The sequence below is a fragment of the Lysobacter sp. Root604 genome (assembly GCF_001427505.1).
Taxonomy (GTDB): Bacteria; Pseudomonadota; Gammaproteobacteria; order Xanthomonadales; family Xanthomonadaceae; genus Lysobacter.
The window spans coordinates 440,350-463,288 of record NZ_LMGS01000009.1; the positions used below are offsets into that span (position 1 = coordinate 440,350).

General features: G+C 66.7%; 15 protein-coding genes and 1 pseudogene. 6 read left to right on the forward strand and 10 right to left on the reverse strand.

Annotated features, from left to right (window positions below; genetic code table 11):
- Positions 1 to 8: 8 nt before the first annotated feature.
- Together ASD69_RS10360 and queF are read right to left on the reverse strand one after the other, a co-directional pair.
- Positions 9 to 326: a LysM peptidoglycan-binding domain-containing protein gene (locus ASD69_RS10360; RefSeq protein WP_056177542.1), complete on the reverse strand. Its 318-nt coding sequence runs from the start codon at positions 324 to 326 to the stop codon at positions 9 to 11.
- A 92-nt stretch (positions 327 to 418) separates the two neighbouring features.
- On the reverse strand, positions 419 to 1,225 hold the full coding sequence (gene queF / locus ASD69_RS10365; protein WP_056177544.1) for an NADPH-dependent 7-cyano-7-deazaguanine reductase QueF: 807 nt from the start codon (positions 1,223 to 1,225) through the stop codon (positions 419 to 421).
- A 111-nt stretch (positions 1,226 to 1,336) separates the two neighbouring features.
- Between queF and ASD69_RS10370 the strand changes: the two genes are divergently transcribed.
- Positions 1,337 to 1,975: a glutathione S-transferase family protein gene (locus ASD69_RS10370; RefSeq protein ID WP_056177546.1), complete on the forward strand. Its 639-nt coding sequence runs from the start codon at positions 1,337 to 1,339 to the stop codon at positions 1,973 to 1,975.
- 374 nt (positions 1,976 to 2,349) lie between these two features.
- Here the strand turns inward: ASD69_RS10370 and ASD69_RS10375 are convergent, their stop codons facing one another.
- From ASD69_RS10375 to ASD69_RS10395, 5 genes are all read right to left on the reverse strand, one after another.
- A complete protein-coding gene (locus tag ASD69_RS10375) occupies positions 2,350 to 3,666 on the reverse strand; it encodes a M20 family metallopeptidase (protein WP_056177548.1) in 1,317 nt (438 codons plus the stop codon).
- Positions 3,667 to 4,038: 372 nt separating this feature from the next.
- Complete coding sequence (locus ASD69_RS10380) at positions 4,039 to 5,346, reverse strand: amidohydrolase (RefSeq protein WP_056177550.1); 1,308 nt, start codon at positions 5,344 to 5,346, stop codon at positions 4,039 to 4,041.
- 807 nt (positions 5,347 to 6,153) lie between these two features.
- On the reverse strand, positions 6,154 to 7,146 hold the full coding sequence (locus ASD69_RS10385) for an aldo/keto reductase (RefSeq protein WP_056177552.1): 993 nt from the start codon (positions 7,144 to 7,146) through the stop codon (positions 6,154 to 6,156).
- Positions 7,147 to 7,174: 28 nt separating this feature from the next.
- Complete coding sequence (locus ASD69_RS10390) at positions 7,175 to 7,489, reverse strand: putative quinol monooxygenase (RefSeq protein WP_056179785.1); 315 nt, start codon at positions 7,487 to 7,489, stop codon at positions 7,175 to 7,177.
- A gap of 35 nt (positions 7,490 to 7,524) precedes the next feature.
- The gene (locus ASD69_RS10395; RefSeq protein ID WP_056177554.1) at positions 7,525 to 8,298 is read right to left on the reverse strand and encodes a glucose 1-dehydrogenase; all 774 of its coding nucleotides are present in this window, start codon (positions 8,296 to 8,298) and stop codon (positions 7,525 to 7,527) included.
- Positions 8,299 to 8,402: 104 nt separating this feature from the next.
- On the opposite strand from ASD69_RS10395, the gene ASD69_RS10400 reads away from it, so the two are divergent.
- From ASD69_RS10400 to ASD69_RS22690, 4 genes and pseudogenes are all read left to right on the forward strand, one after another.
- The gene (locus ASD69_RS10400; RefSeq protein ID WP_082576420.1) at positions 8,403 to 9,296 is read left to right on the forward strand and encodes a LysR family transcriptional regulator; all 894 of its coding nucleotides are present in this window, start codon (positions 8,403 to 8,405) and stop codon (positions 9,294 to 9,296) included.
- Between the two features lie 254 nt (positions 9,297 to 9,550).
- Positions 9,551 to 10,897: an APC family permease gene (locus tag ASD69_RS10405; protein ID WP_056177556.1), complete on the forward strand. Its 1,347-nt coding sequence runs from the start codon at positions 9,551 to 9,553 to the stop codon at positions 10,895 to 10,897.
- Positions 10,898 to 12,936: 2,039 nt separating this feature from the next.
- Positions 12,937 to 14,567 (forward strand): annotated as a pseudogene (locus ASD69_RS22685) (RHS repeat protein); the annotation flags it as partial.
- Positions 14,568 to 15,072: 505 nt separating this feature from the next.
- Positions 15,073 to 16,056, forward strand: a complete 984-nt coding sequence (locus tag ASD69_RS22690; RefSeq protein WP_235567226.1) for an RHS repeat-associated core domain-containing protein — start codon at positions 15,073 to 15,075, stop codon at positions 16,054 to 16,056.
- A gap of 494 nt (positions 16,057 to 16,550) precedes the next feature.
- Here the strand turns inward: ASD69_RS22690 and ASD69_RS10415 are convergent, their stop codons facing one another.
- The gene (locus ASD69_RS10415; RefSeq protein WP_056177560.1) at positions 16,551 to 17,684 is read right to left on the reverse strand and encodes a phytase; all 1,134 of its coding nucleotides are present in this window, start codon (positions 17,682 to 17,684) and stop codon (positions 16,551 to 16,553) included.
- Between the two features lie 169 nt (positions 17,685 to 17,853).
- Between ASD69_RS10415 and ASD69_RS10420 the strand changes: the two genes are divergently transcribed.
- Positions 17,854 to 20,196, forward strand: a complete 2,343-nt coding sequence (locus tag ASD69_RS10420; protein WP_056177562.1) for a TonB-dependent receptor — start codon at positions 17,854 to 17,856, stop codon at positions 20,194 to 20,196.
- 986 nt (positions 20,197 to 21,182) lie between these two features.
- On the opposite strand, the gene zapE is transcribed toward ASD69_RS10420, so the two are convergent.
- Both zapE and ASD69_RS10430 read right to left on the reverse strand, forming a co-directional pair.
- A complete protein-coding gene (gene zapE, locus ASD69_RS10425; protein WP_056177564.1) occupies positions 21,183 to 22,283 on the reverse strand; it encodes a cell division protein ZapE in 1,101 nt (366 codons plus the stop codon).
- The gene (locus ASD69_RS10430) at positions 22,276 to 22,938 is read right to left on the reverse strand and encodes an alpha/beta hydrolase (RefSeq protein WP_056177565.1); all 663 of its coding nucleotides are present in this window, start codon (positions 22,936 to 22,938) and stop codon (positions 22,276 to 22,278) included. Before ASD69_RS10430 ends, zapE begins: the two co-directional genes overlap by 8 nt.
- Position 22,939 lies beyond the last annotated feature (1 nt).

The window sequence follows — 22,939 nt, forward strand, 5'->3', positions numbered from 1 at the left end:
CGTAGGAATCAATCTTCGATCGCGGGGATCTTCAGCACCTGACCGGGCTTGATCTTGTCGGGATCGTCGAGCTGGTCGCGATTGGCCTCGAAGATCGCGTTCCACTTGTTCGCCTTGCCGTAGAACTGCTTGGCGATGTGCGACAGCGTGTCGCCCTTTTCCACCGTGTAGGTCTGATCCGTGGGCGCCGTCGACGACGTGATGTCTTCGGTGGAGCTAACCGAGGATTGGACGTCGCTGAAGTCGGCCCGCTGGGTTACCTGCTCGGTGCTGTCGACGCTGCTCTGCACGTCGGAGAAATCGGCTTTCTTGTCCGGGGTAGTCATGGGTTTACGTGCTCCTGCCGAATTGGCGAAAGCACGATGACATGCCGATTGTTAAAAAGGCATTGCGTCCGTGTGAACGTCAGGGGCCGGTCTTATTGACGTTCATCGCGGTGTGCCTGTGGGCGCAAAAAACCCGCCGTGGCCCGCCAGGGGTTGATGTCCAGGCCGCCGCGGCGGGTGTAGCGCGCCTCCACCGACAGGGCCTGCGGGGCGGCCAGGCGCAGCAGGTCGGCGAAGATCCGCTCCACGCATTGCTCGTGGAACTCGGCGTGGTCGCGGAACGAGACCAGGTAGCGCAGCAGCCCGGCCCGGTCCAGGCGCGGTCCGCGATAGGCGATGTCCACGCGCGCCCAGTCGGGCTGGCCGGTGACCGGGCAGTTGGACTTCAGCAGGCCGCTGCTCAGGGTCTCCTCGACGACCATGGCCGGGTCGGCGGCCAGATGGGCGGCGTTGGGCGGGCCGTAGTCGTCGATCGCCACGTCCAGGTCGTCCAGCGATACGGCCTGGGCTTCGCGTACCGGCGGCAGGCCGAAGACGACCTCGACCGGGGCGCCAGCCGATGCGCTCAGGTCGGCGACGATGCGCGCGCGCACCGCCTCGGCGCTGTCGAAGCGCGAGGCGTTGTAGGAGTTTAGGTAGAGCTTGAGCGACTTGGACTCGACCAGGTTGGGCGAATCGGCGGGCACCGTCAGGGTGGCGGTGGCCATGCAGGGCTTGCCGCGCGGGTCCAGCCAGCTCAGCTCGTAGGCATGCCAGCGGTCCAGGCCGACGAAGGGCAGGGCCTGATCGGACAGGCCGATGTGCGAGCGGCCGAGCGCGCGCGCGATCGGGAACAGCAGCGAGGGGTCGTACTCGCGCGGGTAGTCGACGTGGCGGCCGAGGGGGAGTTCTTGGGTCATGCGCGCATTTTACCCGCATGCCGCGCGCGGCCCTGTCGCCGTCGCAAGAATCGGATATCGCGCCCGTACGCGGCGGCCGAGACTGGCGCCATTGCCCTCGGAACCCGCGCCATGCTCACCCTGTACGACTACCTGCCTTCGCAAAACGCCTGGAAGATCCGCCAGCTGCTGCAGCACCTGCAGCGCCCCTACCGCACACGCATCGTCAGCATCTTCGAGGGCGAGGGCCGCCGCGACGACTACCGCCGCATCAACCCGACCGGCGCGGTGCCGGCGATCGAGCTCGAGGACGGGCGCGTGCTGGCCGAGTCCAACGCCATCCTCGACTACCTGGCGCAGGGTTCGGCCTACCTGCCCGACGACGCGTTCGCGCAGGCCAAGGTGCGGCAGTGGCTGTCGTTCGAGCAGCAGTACGTGGAGATGAGCATCGGCTCGCTGCGCTACTGGACCCTGACCGGCAAGCTGCCGCAGCGCGCGCCGGCCTTGATCGAAGCCAAGCGCGGCGCGGCCTTGCGCGCGCTGGGGATCCTGGAATCGGAGTTCGCGCAGCGCCCGTTCGCGGCCGGCGAGGATTACAGCATCGCGGATATCGCCCTGTATGCGTATGCGAGCCGGGCTGAGGACGCGGGTTTGGACCTGGGGCCATACCCGCAGTTCCGTGCCTGGGTCGCGCGCGTGCAGGCGCAGCCTGGCCACTTGGCGGAACGGTATGCGTACGACATCGACCCGTATTCGGGTGGTGAGCTGTGAGGCGCGGCGCGTCGGCGGCGAAGCTTCGCGGTTCCCTCTATTGCGGCTCCCTCTTTCGCTGCTCCCTTCTCCCGCCGCCGCTCCCTTCTCCCGCCACTGCTCCCTTCTCCCGCCACTGCTCCCTTCTCCCGCCACTGCTCCCTTCTCCCGCTTGCGGGAGAAGGTGCCCGCAGGGCGGATGAGGGCAGCGCCTGTGGTTGAAGCCCACGCCTCGCGTCAGCCTTCACCCCAACCCCCACCCCGGCCCGACCGCACAGCGGTCGGGCGTTCGGTGCAGCGCGAGACTATGGCTCGCAAACGCTGCCCCTCACCCCGCAAGCGGGAGAGGGCTACAAGCAGGAGACGGCCTAAACAGCGCGCGAACTCGGCGGCGTTCAACCCTTGGGCTGATGCAAATAATCCAGCGTCACCTGCAACAACGCGCGCAAACCCAAATCCAGAGACGACTCGTCCAGCTTGAACTGCGGCGAATGATTGCTGGGCGCGGTCACCGGGTCCACGCCCTTCTCGGTCGCGCCGACGAAGAAGAACATCGCCGGCACTTCCTTGGCGTAGTAGGAGAAATCCTCCGCACCCATCTGCAGCGACGGCTCCACCACGTTGGCGTCGCCGGCCACGGCCTTGAGGCTGGGCAGCATGCGCGCGGTCAGGGCCGGGTCGTTGTAGGTGACCGGGTTGCCCTCGCTGTCGGGCACCGCCGACACCGCGGTCGCGCCGTGCGCGGCGCTGACGTGGTCGGCGACGTTCTTCAAGTCGGCGAAGATCTTCGCGCGCATGCCTTCGTCGAAGGTGCGGATGGTGCCGACCATTTCGACTTCGTCGGGAATGATGTTGTAGCGGATGCCGCCCTTGATCGCGCCGAAGGTCACCACCGCCGGCAGCTTGGCGATGTCGGTGCGGCGGCTGACGATGGTCTGCGCGCTGCCGATCACGTCGGCCGCGGCGACGATGGGATCGATGCCGCCCCAGGGCCGCGAGCCGTGGGTCTGGCGGCCCTTGATCTTGATGCTGAAACGGTCCGAGGCCGCCATCAGCGGGCCCTGGCGCACGCCGATCTGGCCGACCTGCAGGGTCGAGAACACGTGCAGGCCGAACATGGCGTCGGGCTTGAAGTCCTTGAACAGGCCTTCCTTGAGCATCAGCGATGCGCCGCCTTCCTCGTTGCCGGGCGCGCCTTCCTCGGAGGGCTGGAACACCAGCATCACCTGCCCGGGCAGCTCGTCCTTCATCGCCACCAGCGCGTCGGCCACGCCGAGCAGGATGCCGGTATGGGCGTCGTGGCCGCAGGCGTGCATCACGCCGGTGGTCTGGCCGTTGAACTGGGTGGTGACTTTGGATGCGAACGGCAGGTCGACCTGTTCGGTCACCGGCAGCGCGTCCATGTCGGCGCGCAGCGCGAGCTTGGGCCCGGGCTTGCCGCCCTGGATGATCGCGACCACGCCGTGGCGGGCGATGCCGGTGCGCGGCTTCAGGCCCAGCGCGCGCAGGTGCTCGGCGACCTTGGCCGCGGTGCGTTCCTCGCGGTTGGACAGCTCGGGGTGCTGGTGGAAGTCGCGCCGCCAGGCGATCACCTGGTCCTTCACCTTGGCCGCCGCGGCCTGCACCTCCGGACGTTGCGCCGATTGCGCGCTGGCGGCCAGCGGCAGGGCGAGCAGGGCGCAGCTCAACGCGACGGACAGCGGACGCTTCATCGACGGACTCCGGAGGGAAAGTCCCGATCCTAGCCGATGCCCTGCCTGCGGAACTGCCCGACCTTGGTCGATTGGCGTTGGGGCCCTGCGGAGTCGATGGCGGTCCCGCTCGCGCACGCCCCTTTCCCTGTGGGAGCGGCGTAAGCCGCGATTACGCAAGCCCCGACCCTGACGCAGGCCAGTGAGGTCCGCGATCGCGGCTCACGCCGCTCCCACAGAAAGCCTCGGTAGAAGCGGCGTCCGATGGGGAATCCTTGGGTCACGAGTCACCMGCGAGCCGCGACCGCGCCACTACGCCTGCGTTGTGAGCTGCGCTGCCGATCGAAGTTTGGCGGTCGCGGCTCGCGCCGCTCCTACCCCGGGGCGGGATGCTCAACCCTGCGGCGCGCCGCCCAGGTAATCCAGCGCCAACTGCAGCATCGCCCGCGTGCCCACGTCCAAGGCGCCCTCGTCGAGCACGAACTGCGGCGAATGATTGATCGGGGCCTTGGCCGGATCGATGCCCGCCGCGGTCGAGCCGACGAAGAAATACACACCGGGCACGGTATTGGCGAACTGCGAGAAATCCTCGGCCACCGTCACCATCGGCATCTCGACCACCTTGTCCGCGCCGACCGCGCGTTGCAGCGAGGGCCGCACGCGCTGCGTCAACGCCGGGTTATTGATGGTGGCCGGCGCATTGTTGACCACCGTGAGTTCGGCGCTGGCCCCGCTGGCATGCGCCAGATCCTGCGCGGTGCGTCGGAAGCGCGCGATCACGTCCTCGCGCACGTCCGCATCGAAGGTGCGCAGGGTGCCGACCAGCTTGGCTTCGTCGGGGATGATGTTGAAGCGCACGCCGCTGTTGAACTGGCCGGCGGTCAGCACCACCGGCGTCGCGGCGATATTGACCTGACGCGCGATCATGCTCTGCGAGGCCAGCAGGATCTGCGCGCCGACGGTGATTGGGTCGACGCCGTCCCAGGGCCGCGAGCCGTGGGTCTGTTTGCCGCGCACGGTCAGGCTCCACTCGTCGGCGCTGGCCAGCGAGGGGCCGGCGCGCACGCCGATGCTGCCCACCGGCAGGCCCGCCCACACGTGCAGGCCGAACACCGCCTCGGGCTTGAAGTCGCGGAACACGCCCTGCTCCAGCATCAGCGCGGCGCCGAAGGGCTCGCCCGGCTTGGGCGGACCTTCCTCGGACGGCTGGAACACGAACATCACCTCGCCCGGCAGCGTCGCCTTCTGCGCCGCCAGCGCGGTCGCCACGCCCAGCAGGATCGCCACGTGCGCGTCGTGCCCGCAGGCGTGCATCACGCCCACCGGTTGGCCGCGATAGGTGGTGGTGACCTTGGACGCGAACGCCAGCCCGGCCGGCTCGGTCACCGGCAGCGCGTCCATGTCGGCGCGGATCGCGATGCGCGGGCCGGGACGGCCGCCCTTCAGCACCGCGACCACGCCGGTGTGGGCGATGCCGGTCTTGGGTTCCAGCCCGATCCGGCGTAGTTGATCGGCGATCAGCTTGGCGGTGCGCACTTCGTTGTTGCCCAGCTCCGGGTGCTGGTGCAGGTCGCGGCGCCAGCCGACCACGTCGGCCTGCACGGCGCGCGCGGCGCGGTCGAGCTCGGGCGTGGGCGCGGTCTGCGCGGCGGCGGTCGTCGCGAACAGGGTGCTGGCGATCAAAAGGGCGGGCAGGCGCATGCGGGGCAGGGGGTCCGTGGGCGAGGGCTCGATGCTAGACCAGACGCGAACGGCGCCGCAGCACGATCGGTGATGGCGACCCTACCATCGAACATGGGCCTGGGCGCCAGCGGGATGCCCGCGCCGGGCGCTGGAGTTCGCGATCGCGGCTTACGCCGCTCCCACAGAGAGCGACGTCGTCGCCCGATGCTCGCTGTGGCGCGGGAGTGGCCCACCGCGGGGGATTTTCTTCGGCCATAGACCGCGACCGCCTGCTCGCGATACGGGTTCCAGCAATGCGGGCGCTCGCCGCCGTCTGTGGGAGCGGCGTAAGCCGCGATCGCGCCGTTCCGGCTACGACGCAGGTCGCGGTTTGCGCCGCTCCTACCCCAAAGCCCCGCGCGTGCTTGGATGCAGGCGAATGCGAGCACTCGCCGCCCTCTGTGGGAGCGGCGTAAGCCGCGATCGCGCCGTTCCGGCTACGACGCAGGTCGCGATTTACGTCGCTCCTACCCCAAAGCCCCGCGCATGCTTGCATGCAGGCGAATGCGAGCACTCGCCGCCTTCTGTGGGAGCGGCGTAAGCCGCGATCGCGCCGCTCCGGCTACGACGCAGGTCGCGACTTACGTCGCTCCTACCCCAAGCTGCGCGTGCGCTTGGATGCAGGCGAACGCGAGCACTCGCCGCCTTCTGTGGGAGCGGCGTAAGCCGCGATCGCGCCGCTCCGGCTACGACGCCGGCCGCGGCTTGCGCCGCTCCTACCCCCATGCCGAGCTTGCCTACGAATCCACCGCCACTACGGGCGGCGGCGTCGCAACCGGCGAGGCCTCAATGGCCGACCATCGTCATGCCCACCGCCGAATAACGATCGCCCGCGATCGCATCCGGCGCGAACGCCGCATCCAGCGCGGCCAGATCGCCTGCGTCCAAGCGCACGTCCAGCGCGCCGACGTTGTCGTCCAGATACTTGCGCCGCTTGGTGCCGGGAATCGGCACGAGGTGCTCGCCCTGTGCCAGCACCCAGGCCAGCGCCAGCTGCGCGGGCGTGCAGCCCTTGCCGGTAGCCAGCGTCTTCACCGTCTCGGCGAGCACGAGGTTGCGCTGGAAGTTCTCGCCCTGGAAGCGCGGCGTCTGCAGGCGAAAATCGTCGCTCTGCAGATCGCCGGCCGACGCGATCTGACCGGTCAGAAAGCCGCGGCCCAGCGGGCTATAGGGTACGAAGCCGATGCCCAGCCGCGCGCAGGTTTCCAGCACGCCGTTGCGCTCGACATCGCGCGTCCACAGCGAGTATTCGCTCTGCAGCGCGGTGATGGGATGCACCGCATGCGCACGTTCCAAGGTGGCCGCCGATGCCTCGGACAAGCCGAGGTAACGCACCTTGCCTTGCGCGACCAGCTCGGCCATCGCGCCGACGGTGTCCTCGATCGGTACGTTCGGATCGACGCGATGCAGGTAGTACAAATCCAGATGATCGGTGCCCAGACGTTGCAGACTGCCTTCGATGCTGGCGCGTACGTACTCCGGACGGCCGTTCACGCCGCGCAGCTGCGGCTGCGCGGGATCCATCAGGATGCCGAACTTGCTAGCCAGGAACACCTGGTCGCGGCGTCCCTGCAGCGCGCGGTTGAGCAGTCGCTCGTTGGTGTGCGGGCCGTAGACGTCGGCGGTGTCGAGAAACGTAACGCCCAGGTCGAGCGCGCGATGCAGGGTGGCGACGGCCTCGTCCTGGTCGGCGGGGCCGTAGGCGAAGCTCATGCCCATGCAGCCCAGGCCTAGCGCGGAAACGCGCGGGCCCTGCGGGCCGAGAGTGCGGGTGTTCATGTCGTTGCTCCGGTGGGGGAAGGAGGAATCAGGCGGCCGGCAGCGCCGATGCGAAGTAGCGCAGGCGTACCGGTTCGGACAACAGCTGCGGCGTGCGCGCGAAGAAGTCGCGCAGATAAGGCATGGCCATGTGCGCCTCGAGCGCCGCGCGCGAACGCCAGTGTTCGTAGATCAGCAGCAAGTCGGTGTCGTCGCTGGAGCGGTGCAGGGTATATCCCTGGCAGCCGGGCTCGCTCAGGGTAGGCGCGATCAGCGCCTGCAGTTCGCGTTGCAGGGTATCGCCCAGGCCCGGCTGGGCCTGGAGTTCGGCGATGAGGGTGAAGGCGGATGCGTCCGGGTTCATGGCGGGGTCCTTGAACGATAGCGAGGCGGCGGCGATCACTGGGTGACGTAGCCGCCGTCCATGACCAGGCCCTGGCCGCTGAAGAAGCTGGCGTGCTCGGAGGCCAGGAACAGCGCCGCGCTCGCGACTTCTTGGGGCGTGCCGCTGCGGCCGGCGACGGTGGCGTCGGCGAAGGCCCGCTTGCTGGCTTCGTCGCCCCAGACGCGGTCCTGGAACGGGGTGTCGATGATGCCGGGCAGTACCGCGTTGATGCGGATGCCCTGCGGAAAGTACTCCAGCGCCGCGGTCTTGGTCAGGCCCATCACCGCGTGCTTGCTGGCCACGTACACGGCCGCATTCTGAAAGCCGATCAGCGCGCCCATCGAGGCGTTGTTGACGATCGCGCCGCCGCCGCTTTTCAGCATCGCCGCGATCTGGTGCTTCATGCTCCAGAACACGCTGCGCACGTTGGTGTTCATCACCTGCTCGTAGTTGGCGTTGTCCTGCTCGATGTAGGGCGAGAAGCGGCCGTCGGTGCCGGCGTTGTTGAAGGCCACGTCGAGCCGGCCGTAGTCGGCCACCGCGGTCTCGACCAGGCGGCGGATGTCGTCCTCGCGGGTCACGTCGGCCTGCAGGAAGCGGGCCTGGCCGCCGTCGGCGCGGATCGCCGCGGCCACCGCTTCGCCTTCGGCGGCGCGGCGGGCGGCGGCCAGCACGATCGCGCCCTCGCGGGCGAAGGCGGCCGCGCTGGCCGCGCCGATGCCGGAGGACGCGCCGGTGACCAGGACGACCTTATCGCGCAGTCCGAAACCAAGGGTGGGGGTGTGCATGAGTGCTCTCCTAGGTGGGGTGGAACCGTGGAAGCGACTCTAGGACTGGCCGACTGCGCGAAAAATGGGGATTATCCGAACGTGTTCTGAAGGGGTACTTCATAATGGCCGCGCACCCGCTCCCTGCCGTGATCGCCTTCGCGCGCGTCGCCCGGCTCGGCAGCTTCACCCGCGCTGCGGCCGAATTGGACGTATCGCCCTCCGCCCTGTCGCAGACCGTGCGTACCTTGGAAGAGCACCTGGGCGTGCGCCTGCTCAACCGCACCACCCGCCGGGTCGGCCTGACCGAACACGGCGCGCGCTTCCTGGCCCAGGTCGCGCCGGGCCTGGACCAGATCGACGCCGCCTTCGACGACCTCGACACGGTGCGCGACCGCCCGACCGGGCGCCTGCGCATCAACGCTGGCCGCATCGCGGCGCGCACGCTCATCGAGCCGCGCCTGCCCGAATTCCTGGCGCGCTACCCGGACGTGCAGGTGGAAGTGTTCGCCGACGACACCCTGGCCGACCTGGTCGCGGGCGGCTTCGACGCCGGCATCCGCCTGGGCGAGTGCCTGGCGCGCGACATGGTGGCCAGGCCGCTGGGCGGGGCGCAGCGCACCATCGTGGTCGGCTCGCCCGACTACTACGCCCGCCACGGCCGTCCCGACGTGCCCGAGGACCTGGTCCGGCACGACTGCATCCGCCAGCGCCTGCCCGGCAGCGGCCGCATGCAAGCCTGGGAGTTCTGCCGCGACGGCCAGGATTTCGAGGTGGACGTGGGCGGCCGCCTGATCTTCAACGACAGCTCGCTGTCGCGTGGCCCGGCCCTGGCCGGGCTGGGCCTGGCCCAGCTGTTCGAGACCCTGGTGGCCGACGACGTCGCCGCCGGCCGCTTGGTGCAGGTGCTGGACGCCTACACGCCGCCGTTCCCCGGTTTCTACATCTACTACACCGCGCGCCGGCAGCTGGCCCCCAAGCTGCGCGCCTTCGTCGAGTTCATGTGCCAGGACGTTTGATCGAAAACGCGAAAGCGATGCCGTTCGTCTGAGTGAAACCCCGGATTTATGTGCCGCGCGTACGGAGCTAGGGTGAGTGCGTCCCCCGCCCGCGCAGCCGCGGAGTAAGTCGCGATCCACGCCGTCACGCATCGCGCCGTGGCGATACCTGTCGAACGCGGATCGCGGCTTACTCCGCCGCTGCGGGGCCCGCGCGGCCTCGCCTTTGAGCCCGGGCCGTGCGAGGCTGCGACGCAGTCTCCCGGGGACCCGCCATGAGCACAGCCGCCACGCCCGCCGACGGGTCCGCACCTGCACCGTCGGCCGCGCTGCAGGGCGACGCCGCGCTGGTGCGCGCGCTGGGTCCATTCCAGCTCGGCGCCTCCATCATCAACATCATCGTCGGCGCCGGCATCTTCATGCTGCCCGCGCTGCTGTCCTCGCGCCTGGCCGGCGCCGCGCCGCTGGCCTTCATCGCCGGCGCGATCGCGATCGTGCCCATCGCGATGTGCTTCTCCGCCGTCGGCAGCCGCGCCGCCGCCACCGGCGGGCCCTACACCTATGTCGGCGCCGCCTACGGCGCGTTCGCCGGTTTCATCGCCGGCGCCCTGATGTGGATCTGCAACACCGCCTCCAGCGCCGGCGTCGCCGCCGCGCTCGCCGGCCAGGTCGCGCAGGCCTGGCCCGAATTCGCGCAACCGCTGCCGCGCGCGCTGCTGATCCTGGGCGTGTACGCGAGCTTGTTCGCGCTCAATGCGTTCGGCGTGAAGCTGGGCGCACGCATGATCGTGCTGCTGGCCACGCTCAAGCTCACCCCGCTGTTCCTGCTCGCCTCGCTCGGCCTGCTGTTCGTCGACTGGCAGTACGTGGCCTGGAGCGGCATCGGTTCCTGGAGCGCGATGGGCAGCGCGATGGTGCTGGTGGTGTTCGCCTATTCGGGCATGGAAACCGCGCTGGTGCCGACCGGCGAAGTGCGCGACCCCTCGCGCCACGTCCCGCGCGCGACGATGTCCGCGATCGCGATCGTGGTGCTGCTGTACATCGGCCTGCAGGTGGTCTGCCAAGGCACGTTGGGCGCCGCGCTGCCCGCCAGCGGCGCCCCCATCGCCGACGCCGCCGGCGCGATCTGGGCGCCGGGTCGCGCGCTGCTGCTGATCACCGCCTGCGTTTCGATGACCGGCTTCCTGATGGGCAATTTGTTCGCGTCTTCGCGCCTGCTGTTCGCGCTGGGCCGCGACGGCTACCTGCCGCACGCCTACGGCCGCGTCGACGCCAAGCACCGCGTGCCGCGCTTGGCCTTGTTCACCCACGCCGCCGTCGGCGCCGCGCTCGCACTGGGCGGCAGCTTCGAATCCCTGGCCCTGATCTCCGGCGGCGCGATCTGCCTGGTCTTCGCCGCTGTCTCCATCGCCGCTTGGCGCGCCCAGCGCATCGACCTGCGCGAACGCGGCGAGCCCTTCGTGCTACCGGGCGGCCCGATCGTGCCGCTGATCGCGGTGCTCACGATGGTGGCGATCCTAGCGACGATGACGCTGCGGGAGTGGACGGCGATCGGGGCGTCGCTGGCGGTGTTGGTGTTGGTCTACGCCGTGCTGCGGGCGTGGCGCGGGCGGCTGAGTTAAGGGTCGCGATCCTCGCCCGCGACATCGCGCCACGCATCTCCAACCGAAAGTTTGAACCGCCATCACGAATTGCGATGTCCGGCCGTTGACCGAAATTGGCGGTTCGACGCGCGTCATCGAATGTGCCCGACGCTGTCTTGAATCCTGAGACGGGACTTCGGGATGATGGCCGCTACAACCAGTCGCATGCGCCTAGGGAAGGTCATATGAGTACGAACGGAAAGAACATTGCCTTGTGGCTGGTGCTCGTGGTGTCCCTGGCGTTGCCGGGCATCTCGTCTGCGGCGGATCAGTACTGCGCCACGCGCTATATGCCGGGTCAGCAAACCGAATGCTTCAAGACGCTTGGCGAAGCGGAGGCGTACATCCGAACCGAACCGTCGCCGGCCATCGGAAACGCGATGCTGGTCAAGATGACCGAGCAGCCGGGTGGTCCGGGCATTCTGCTCACTTACGGCGTCAAGGACGCCGCGCCGACCTTCATCGATGACTATTACTTTGTCGGTATGAATCGTGGCTGTTGGGGGAACCCGCCCGACTATATAGGCCGTCGAGGCTGTGACAACGAGGAAATCCTGGCGGCGGAAATCTTGGCTGGCTATCCATACGGGCCCGGCTTCCAGGGATCTTACATTGGCAGCTACATTCTGGGCACGCCGTCTGGCTACGGAAGCTGGGGCACTCAAGGCCGTTTTCTGATCGTGGGGCGAAACGTCTTCAGGCCGTCGGGGATGAGGGAGTTTCGCGTTCAATACCCGAACTCAAGCACATACGAAGACATCGACATCGACCGTAATGACTGGTTCGAATGTCCAGATCTGTACTTGGCCAAGAGCTCTCTGAATTCGCCCACGCCCGCATGGTCTAGCGCTTGTTACAACTCTGCGCGAGGCGAGATTTCGGTTTACCGTCCTGCGCAATGCAGCAAGTGTCCCAAAGACGGAAATCCTCTGGTTGCAGCCACTGGTAACAAGGAATACGGAGAAGAGGATTTTTCCTGGGAAGGCTTGTCTTTCCGTCGTTCCTACAATTCGAACAGCGACTACTCGCTCCGCTCCGGCATGGGCGACAACTGGGCGCACTCATTCTCCGATAGGCTGGCAATCATTGGTGGAGAACCAGGAAATTGGCATCAGTCCGACGGCTACTTTGAGCCCCTCGTCAAGATCGACGCTTCGAACTTTGCCTCGCGTACGTCTACCGCAACGGCCGTCTTCCGAGAGCCCGATCCGGTCATGTATGCACGCTGGCGCGTCACCACCGGCCCCGGCCAAGTGAAGTGGTTCGACGAGGCTGGCCTGATGAAGTACAGCCGCATCGGCGACCGCGTGTTCTCCTACGAGTACTGCGAAGCCTCAGGCGTCGCGTCGGGCCAGTGTCTGGTGGAGGGCTTGTTGTTGAAAGTACGTAGCCCTTCGGGTCGCACGTTGAACTTCAACTACACAGCGACGCCGACCGGCGGCGCCGAGGGCTCGCCGCCGCGCATTACCGGCGTTTCCGCCGACGGCGTGGCCGTAGCCGCCTATACCTACGACAGCCTCGGCCGCATGAAGTACGCCAGTCATGGCGCCCCGACCGCCATGGACAGCCGAGAATATCTGTACGCGGAACCCACTAAGCTGTGTCGCGACGGAGCTGGCGCGGCCATATCGGGTTGCGACCCACAGTTCTTCTCGAACTATCTGACGGGTGTCCTGGACGAATACGGCACGCGCTACGCGACCTACACCTACGACGATCGCGGCCGCGCCACGCTCAGCGAGCATGCAGGCGGCACGGGCCGTGTGACCGTCGTTTACCAGACCGATGGCAAGTCCAAGGTGACGCTGCCCGAGGGCGCCACCAAGACTTATTCCTACCTGTCGCACAACACAGGTAAGGCGCCAAGCCATGCCACTCTCGAGACCACCGATGGTTCGATCGGGCATACCACTCACGCCGATTACTACAACGATCGTCTGAACTGGTTCATCAATGCCAACGGTTCGCGCACGACGTACGTGTACACAAACTGGCGCCAGACCAGCCGCAAAGAAGGCATGGATTTCTGGGGCACCGAGGTACCAACCACCCGCACGATCCAGACCGACTGGAGCGCGCCCTGGGCCGCGCCGACTGAGACACGTACTTACAACGTATCCAACGTGTTGGTCGCGAAATCGACTTGGACCTACAACAATCGTGGTCAGGCGTTGACGTCAACGGCGACCGATCCTGCGACACCAGCCAACACGCGCACGTCGGCGACCGCCTACTGCGAAGCCGCTGACGTCACTGCCGGCACCTGCCCGCTGCTGGGCGTGGTGACGTCGATCAACGGTCCGCGCACCGATGTGGCCGATACCACCCAGTTCACCTACTACGCCAGCGACGACGCCACCTGCGCCAGTGCCCCGGCCACCTGCCCGCATCGCAAAGGCGATTTGTGGAAGGTCACCAACGCCCTGGGCCAAGTCACGGAAACCCTGGCCTACGACGGCGCCGGTCGTCCGCTGTCGGTCAAAGACCCCAACGGCGTCGTCACCGATATGGAGTACTACCCGCGCGGCTGGATGACCGCGCGCAAGGTCCGTGGTCCCAACGCCGGCAGCGAAACCGACGACGCCATCACCCGCTACGAGTACACGCCCACCGGCCTGGTCAGCAAGATCACCCAGCCCGACGGCAGCTATACCGTGTTCGGCTACGACGCCGCGCACCGCCTGACCACGGTCACCGATAACGCCGGCAACCAGATCGTCTACACCCTGGACAACGCTGGCCAGCGCACCAAGGAAGACACCAAGGACAGCGGCGGCGTGCTGCTGCGCACCCTGTCGCGCGTCTACAACCAGCTCGGCCAGCTCCAGACCGGCAAGGACGCGTACAACCACGCCACCGGCTACGTGTACGACGTCGGCGGCAACCTGGACACCGTCACCGACGCCCTGGGCACGGTCACCGACAACAATTACGACCCGCTGGGTCGTCTGGTGAAGACCCTGCAGGACACCGCCGGGATCAACGCCCAGACCCAGTTCCAGTACGACGCGCTGGACCGCCTGACCCAGGTCACCGATCCCAAGGGCTTGAACACCCAGTACCAGTACAACGGCCTGGGTGACCTGACCCAGCTGACCAGCCCGGACACCGGCATCACCGGCTACACCTACGACAGCGCAGGCAACCGAGCCACCCAGACCGACGCCCGCAACGAGACGGCCACCTACAGCTACGACGCCCTGAACCGCGTCACGGGTATCGCCTACAGCGACACCGCGCTCAATGTCGGCTACACCTACGACACCACCCAGGCCGTCTGCCAGAGCGGTGAGACCTTCAGCGCCGGCCGCCTAACCCGCATGGACGACGGCAGCGGCAATACCCGCTACTGCTACGACCGCCGCGGCAACGTGGTGCGCAAGGTCCAGACCACCAATGGCCAGGTGTTCACCCTGGTCTACGGCTACACCCTGGCCAACCAGCTGTCCTCGGTCACCTATCCCAGCGGAATGCGGGTGGACTACACCCACAATGCCCTGGGCCAGCCCAGCGGCGTGACGGTGACCCAGCCGGGCCAAACCCCGCAGGTGCTGCTGACCAGCGTCACCTACTACCCCTTCGGCCCGGCGGCCGAGCTGGAATACGGCGACGGCCGCCGCCTCAAGCGCACCCACAACCAGAACTACCANCTGACCAGCGTCACCTACTACCCCTTCGGCCCGGCGGCCGAGCTGGAATACGGCGACGGCCGCCGCCTCAAGCGCACCCACAACCAGAACTACCAGCCAGGCGTGATCGAAGACGTGGGCCCGGACGGTCTGTCTCTGGGCTACGAGTTCGACGCGGTCGGCAACCTGATCAAGCTGCGCAAGGGCGACCAGTCCGAACCGCCGCTGCGGGCCTATGCCTACGACAAACTCGGTCGCCTTACCGAGACGCGCGACGGCACGACCAATGCCTTGCTGCAGGGCTACACCTACGACGCCACCGGCAACCGCACCAGTAAGACCGATGGCGGTGCGACGCAGGTCTACACCTACCCGAGCACCAATCACCGTCTGTCGCAGGTCGGCGCCACGGCCCGCACCTACGACGCGGTCGGTAACACCGCGGCCATCGGGGGCACCGCCCAGGAGTTCATCTACACCGCGGCCAACCGCATGGGCCAGGTAAAGCAGGGCGGCAATGCAGTGATGAACTACGCCTATAACGGCAAGGGCGAGCAGACGCGGCGTTACCCGACCACCACGTCAACGGCGCAGACCTATGCGAGCTATGACGAGGCGGGGCATACGGTCGGCGTGTACGACCACGCCGGCAACCGCATCCAGGAAGTCATCTGGCTGGATGACCTGCCGATCGGTGTGATCGATACGAGCAAGCTGCACTACGTCCAGGCCGACCATCTGGGCACGCCGCGCAATGTGATCGATCCGGTTGCAGAGAAATCGGTGTGGGCTTGGCAGCTAGGCAATGAGGCCTTCGGCGACAGCACCCCAAACCAAGACCCGGACAACAATGGCACCGCGTTCGCGTTCGATCTGCGGTTCCCAGGGCAGCGCTATGACAGCGCAAGCGGGCTCAATTACAACTATTTCCGAGACTATGAGCCGAATACGGGTCGCTATCGCACAAGTGATCCCATAGGCCTTAAAGACGGGCTCGCTACATATTCTTACGTCGATAGCTCACCTCTACTTGCAACCGACCCATATGGGCTTGCGAAGTGGACAGGGTTTATGGCGATAGGCTTTGTCACCATTCCAACGCCTGGCGCATCAAGACATCTAAATATGGGTTTGCATGCAGCGTCTCTTTCGCTGATTTCCGGTTGCGTCCGAGGGCAAAAATGGATGGTTCAAATCGCGGTGGTGGGTGCGGGTGCGGCACCAAGCAAAGGGATAACAAAACGTGGGTCATTCAGTGGCACGACGGTGTCTTTGGATGACGGGAATCCGAATGGCATAAGCCCTTACGCATTCAACGGCCCGTTTACCTATTATGGTGCCGGCATCAAGGTCTATAGCTTCATGGCTACGCTGGCGGTCGGAGACGCTTACGGAAGCGCTGAGGGCTGGGGTGCGACGACAGATTATTTTGGCGCGTGGCTGCTCACGGGCGAAGCAGTTGTCACGAACGCCAAGCCCTTGCCTTGCGACGTTTGTGAGGCGCCGTGAAAGCGGTACTTCTAGCTTGGATAATTGGAGTGAGCCTACTATTTCCTGCGCTGAACTACTGCTATTTCCAGGCAAGGACTGATCTATCTCCCCCAATAGGCTATTCGCACCTTGTGATGGGAGTTGCTGGGGAGCTTGTGCACATTGGACTGTGTTGGTGCATCTACACGTTAGGTGCAAAGCAGGGTAATTTTGTGGCTAAGAACCTCTTTTACGTGTTCCTTCTGGCTGCGATAGCCCTCACTAGTCCTCTTGCGGTAAGGCACGGGCTTTTAAGGGGCAACGAGGATAAGCCCATATTTGTCACCGATCCATGTTTGTCTTGTATAGGGCTATGAGGCGACATGTTCCTTATCGATAGGACGATGTAGGGCGCCAGTCCGCAGAAGTAGTATCGGCTTCCATGGTAAAGAACCCCGCGATCGCTCGCGGGGTTCTTTACATCTGAAGCTTCGATCGCACTGTCAGGCATCCGCCAAGCAGGTATCTGCGCCTCAGCCGCCGCAACTCTCGCGCAACGACAGTGCCTTGGCGATATCCCGCCAATCGAACGCGCCCACGCCCATGTCGTCGTGCACGGCGTAGAACACGCCCTGCGGGAAGCGCTTCGTCGCCCGCTGCTGCAGCCATACGCCGTCGGTGTTGCCTACGGTCTCGCCGGAGAACGCGCCCAGGTGGGCGAGGGTCTGGCGGTCGAAGACGTGGAACAGGCTGCGGTCTTTGAACTGGTCGGTGGCAATCCAGTAGCCGCTGCCGTCGGGGCAGGTCCATAGGGCGATGCCTTCGGCTTGCGCCTTGAACAGGCCCAAGCCTAGGGTGCGGCCGCGGTACTTGCCCGACAGGTCATACTCGCGCACGGCGGTGCCGGTCTTCAGGTCTTCCTCTGCTATCAGCAGGCGGTCGTGGGTGACGTCGCCCCACAGGGATTCGGGTACGCGGATGGCGCCGGCTTCGGTGGTGTCGCCGAAGGCGCCGAGGTAGCGCGCCTGGAACGCGCCGGCGCCGGTGCCGACCTGGTAGCGCTTGTAGCGCGCGTTCAACTCGGCCAGTGGCGGCGGGATTTCGTCGCCGTTGGCGTCTTCGCCGGCCATGTAGGCATCGCTGACCAGCACTTCGACGCCGCCGTTGCCGCTGTCGCGCACCCACAGGCCATAGGGCTGCTTGAGTTCTGCGCCGCCGAAGCTGCCCAGCGATTCCAGGCCCGGCAGCTGCAGCACCTGTACGCGGTGGTTGTCGCGCTCGACGACATAGACGCGGTCGCCGTGCACGGCGATGCCGTTGGGGCGCAGGAACTGGCCGGGCTTGGCGCCGGCGCTGCCGTAGCGGCGCAGTTCGGTGCCGGTGTCGCCGTCGTAGATCATCAGGCGGCTGGTCTTCTTCGAGGTCGCCAGCAGCAGCACGCGGCCGTCGGGCGCGATCCACGAGGCGGGCGAGTCCACGTTCTCTTTCGGCGTGCGCGCGGTGAGGAAGGCTTCGCGGATCACCTGGTGCGGCACATTCGCGGTCGCCAGCATGGGCTCGGCGCCGGTTTCGTCGGGCTCGCGTTCGACGCGGCCGCTGGCGCAGGCGGACAACAGCAACAAACCGATCAAAGACACGGTGACTGGCGGCGCGATACGCAGGCGCATGAGGGTCTCGTTGGATGGGAGCGGAGCGACGGCCCGCGGCGCGCGGAGCGTAGCCGGTGCAGATGACAGCTTGCGGACATCGGCCCGTCGGAGGCAAATGCGCGCGGTGTCATCGTCCCGCCATGCAGGTGACGTAAATAGTCGCGCTTCCCCGAAGCGGACACCCGCAATGACCAAGACCCTCCTGGCCATCGGCCTGGCGCGCGCGCTCGCCGGCACGGCTTTGCTCGCCGTCGCCGGTGGCGCGCTCGCGCAGACCGCCAGCACCGCCGCCGCCAGCGCCGCCGCCGATGCGCGCGATCTCGATGCCGTGGTGGTGCAGGGCGATATCGTCTATCGCAATCGCACCGAGGCGGTCGCGCCGACGCTGTCCTACGATCTGGAGTACTTCCAGCGCTTCGAGCCGCTGACTGTCGGCGACATGCTTAAGCGCGTGCCCAGCGTGACCTTCGTGTCCGACGTGCTGGAATACGACGGCGCGCGCCTGCGCGGCCTGGATTCGGCCTACACCCAGATCCTGATCAACGGCAAGAAAGTGCCGGGCGCGGGCGACGACCGTTCCTTCTTCGTCGACCGCATCCCGGCCGAACTGGTCGAGCGCATCGAGATCATCCGCAGCCCCAGCGCCAATCGTTCCGGCGACGCGGTCGCGGGCGCGCTCAATATCGTGCTGCGCGACGCCTACGAGTTCGACGGCGGTTACCTGCGCGCGGGCGCGCTGCGTTTCGACGACGGCGAGGTCAAGGGTACGGCTGGCGCGGTGATGGGCGGCCAGGTCGGCGAGGGCCGCTTGCTCGGCGGCTTCAACGTGCAGGGCCGCTACAACCCCAAGCTCAAGCGCAGCGACCGTTTCGAGGAGCCGGGCGGCGACTTCACCGATGCCGAGAACCAGACCGACACCCGCGACGGAACCGATTACTCGGCCAATCTGTCCTACACCCGCGACATCGGCAGCGGCCGCCTGTCGCTGAGCGGCCTGTACGTGCGCACGGACCGCAGCGAGCGCGAGCATTCGCTGGAGTACAACGACGCGCGCCTCAACGACCGCGCGCACCTGCTGTCGGACAACGACCAGGTCGTGGACATCGACCAGAACAACCTGGCGCTGTCGGGCAGCTACCGTTTCGACATGCTCGGCGGCCGCACCACCCTGGACCTGGGTTACTCCCGCTTCGAGGACGAGCGCACCGACACCGAAGAGGAAAGCAAATTCGACGACGACGACAGCCCGCCCTCGTTCGACGAGCGCGAGGGCACGCGCATCCTCACCGATCAGGTCGACAGCGAGCGCACCGCGTCGCTGTCGCACCAGCGCGACCTCAGCGGCGGCGTGCGGCTGGAGTTCGGCGTCGACACCACCGCCAAGAACCGCGAGACCACCCTGCGCACCAGCGAGGTCGACAGCGACGACGAGGGCGCTCCGCTGCCGCCCTACGCCGATTTCGAGCGCAGCCGCAGCACCATCGAGGAACGCCGGGTCGATCCCTACCTGATGTTCTCCGGCAAGGGCGGCGTCTTCGACTGGGAGGCGGGCCTGCGCTACGAGACCACCGAGGTGGACGTGCGCAACGACGACGAGCGCGCCTCCAACGACTACGCGACCTTGCTGCCGTCGGCGCACCTGCGCTGGAACGTCAGCGAAAACGACCGTATCACCCTGTCGCTGGCGCGCACGGTGCGCCGTCCGAACTTCAACTACATCCTGCCGCTGACCCTGGAAGAGGAGTACGGCGACAACGACTTCGTCGGCAATCCGCAGCTGGACCCGGAGACCGCCTGGGGCCTGGACCTGGGCTTCGAGCGTCGCCTGGGCCGGCACGGCATCGTCGGCGTCAATCTGTTCTACCGCGACGTCAAGGATCTGATCGAGATCGCCAACACCGGCGAGCCCAGCGCGACCGCGCGCGACGATTACGAGGACGAGTTGGAGGAGTTCCTGGACGACCATCCGGGCGCGACCCCGGCCACGCCCGGCTATCCGCAGTTCGACCCGGACAGCTTCGTCTACACCGCCGCCAATGTCGGCGACGGCTACGTCTACGGCATCGAGTTCGACCTATCCACACCGCTGACCGCGTTGGGCCTGCCCAACACCGGCGTGTTCGCCAACTATTCCTGGCTGGACAGCTCGGTGGACGACGAGTTAGGCGAGCGCCGTTTCAACAACCAGTCGCGCTACGTCTACAACGTCGGCTTCATCCACGATATCGCCGACTACGGCATCGCCTTCGGCGCCAGCTACCGCCGCCAGGGCGATGTGCGCTCGCGCGTGTTGGCCGAGGAAGTGACCACGCGCTACGGCGCCGATCTGGAAGTGTTCGTGGAGAAGCGCTTCGGCGAGAACTTCTCGCTGCGCCTGACCGGATCGAACCTGCTGGACGCCAAGAAGCAGGAGTACTTCAACAAGTTCGACACCCTGGCCGACCAGATCGATCGCGATTACGACGAGTACGAACGCGAGAGCGAGCAGGCTGGGCCGGTGTATCAGCTGATCGCGCGTTATCGGTTCTGAGCAAACCGTCCGAATTGGGGCTGGGTGCGGCGGGCGATGGTCGCCGCGCCCGGAGTTCGGCCTGCGTAGGATGCGGTGAGCGCAAGCGAACCGCATCGTCGTGGCCTGCGTGACTGGCGGAGTTTGGCCATGGCTGCGCATGTTTGAGGTGCGCGACCGTGCCGAAGTTGCGCTGGTGCGGTTCGCTTGCGCTCACCACACCCTACGGCCATTGCACGGCGTGGGCACGACGGTCAGCGGTCGTCGCACGCGGGGTTCGCTCTATCGTAGGATGCGGTGAGCGCAGCGAACCGCATCGTCGTTACCTCCGGAGCACGTCCGGATTGGCAAAATTTACGCCGCCATAGGTTGCGCACGCATACCGATGCGACGTTAGTGCGGTTCGCTTGCGCTCACCGCACCCTACGGGTTGAGGCGCCACAACGAGGGCCTTGGCGCCGCGCACGGTCAGTTATCGCGGCGCATGCGCAACAAGGCGATGATCAGGATCACCACCAAGGCGAAGCAGCCGCCCAAGCCAAGAACGATGATCCAGTGCCACAGACTTAATCCTCCCATTCCCCCTCCTACCGCGGTTGCTCCATCCAGCGGCAGGGTAACGGAGTCGGTTGTTGCGGGAGTGTGTGCGTGATGGATGCGTAAGGTGATGATCGAGGCGGTGTGCCGTGAAGGATGGTGGCTTTATGGCACGGATAGTCCGCAGGTTTGCATAGGTTCTCCGAGGCCGCGCCGCCGCGTCGTTAGAAGCTGATGGGGCCACCAAAATTGGCATGTGGAGCGGCGTCGACCTGCGGTCACCCGCTTCGAAGAGTGCAAAACCGACCCGGATTTTCGAGAGAATCAAAGGCGAAGACGAATCCGGGCTTCTAAGCAATCGAAGAGAAGACGAACCCGGCAATCGAAGGATTCGAAACCGGCCGCGACTTCATCCACCTCGTAGCGGACGGTTCGCGCCGTTGAAAAAGGGGGGGCTGGGGGGATTTGCTTTACCCCCGATGCTCCAACGCCAAATACTCCGCCGACTGCATTTCGATCAAGCGCGAGGCCGTGCGTTCGAAGGCGCCGCCCAGTTTGTGGCCGCGGTACAGCTCGGTGGGCGCGGCGGCGGCGGTGCAGACCAGGTTGACGTGGCGGTCGTACAGCTCGTCGATCAGGGTGACGAAGCGGCGCGCGGGGTCTTCGTTGCGGCTATCGAACAACGGGATGTCGCCCAGCAGCACGGTGTGGTGCTCGGTGGCGATCTCGATGTAGTCGCTGGCCGCGCGCGGGCCTTCGCACAGGGCGGCGAAGTCGAACCAGGCGTGGCCTTCGGCGAGGCCGCGCACCGGGATGTCGCGACCGTCGATGTGCAGCGGGCCCTGTTCCTTGGGGCAGGCCATCGACAGTTCTTTCCAGCGCGCACTCAGCCAGGCGTCGGACTCGGCGTCCAGCGGGGTGCGGTACACCGGCGAGCGCGTCAGCGCGCGCAGGCGGTAGTCGTGCGCGCTGTCCAGCAACAGCACTTCGCAGTGTTGTTCGATCTGCGCGATCGCGGGCTTGAAGCGGTCGCGCTGCAGGCCTTCGGCGTAGAGATTGGGTGGCGCGGTATTGGACGTGGTCACCAGCGCCACGCCTTCGGCGAACAGGCGTTCGAGCAGGCGGCCCAGCAGCATCGCGTCGCCGATGTCGATGACGAAGAATTCGTCCAGCACCAGCACGCGCAGTTCGCGCCGCCATTGGCGCGCGATCTTGGCCAGGGGGTCGCTCTCGCCCGCGTGCGCGCGCAATTGCGTGTGCACTTCGCGCATGAAGCGGTGGAAGTGGGTGCGGCGCTTCTCGCGGATCGGCAGCCCATCGAAGAACAGATCGATCAGGAAGGTCTTGCCGCGACCGACGCCGCCCCACAGATACAAGCCCTTCGGCGTCTCGGCCTTCTTGCCGAGCAGCCCGTCGAACAGGCCGCGCTTGGGCGGCTCGCTGAGCAGCGCATGGAGACGGTCGAGTTCGCGCAGCGCGGGGTGCTGGGCGGGGTCGTCGTTCCAGTCGCCGCGGGCGACGCCGGCGGCATAGGCGGCGGACGGCAGCGCCGCCGCGGTGGCTTCACTCATGCGCAGGCAGGTAGGGCTTGATGCCGTTCTTGATCGCGCCGCGCAGGTCGATCAGGCGGCGGTGGAAGAAATGGCTGGTGTCGGGCATGCGCACCAGGTCCGGCGGCTGCTTGAGGCTGTCGATCCAGGCGTAGACCGCCTGCGGGTCGACGATCTCGTCGGCCTCGCCCTGGATCACCAGCCAGGGGCAGTCGGGCGCGACGATGCCGGCGAAGTCCCAGCGCCCGGCCGGCGGCGCGATCGAGATCAGCATGCCGGGCTTGAGTTCGTCGGCCAGCTTCAGCGAGACATAGGCGCCGAAGCTGAAGCCGGCCAGCCACAGCTGGGCGTCGGGGCGGGTCGCGCGCACCCAGGCGGCGACCGCGCGCAGGTCGTCGGCTTCGCCGCGGCCTTGGTCGAACTCGCCTTCGGACTGGCCGACGCCGCGGTAGTTGAAGCGCACCGTGGCCGCGCCGGACTCGCGCAGGGCGCGCGCGGTCATGGTCACGACCTTGTTGTGCATGGTCCCGCCCTCGGTGGGCAGCGGGTGGCAGACGATCGCGACCAGCGGCCGCGGCTGGTCTTCGGCGGCTTCTACGATGGCCTCGAGGGTGCCGGCCGGGCCGGTCAGGCTCAGCGCGGTGGAGGCTTCGCTGGGGAAGGCGGGGGTGGTCATG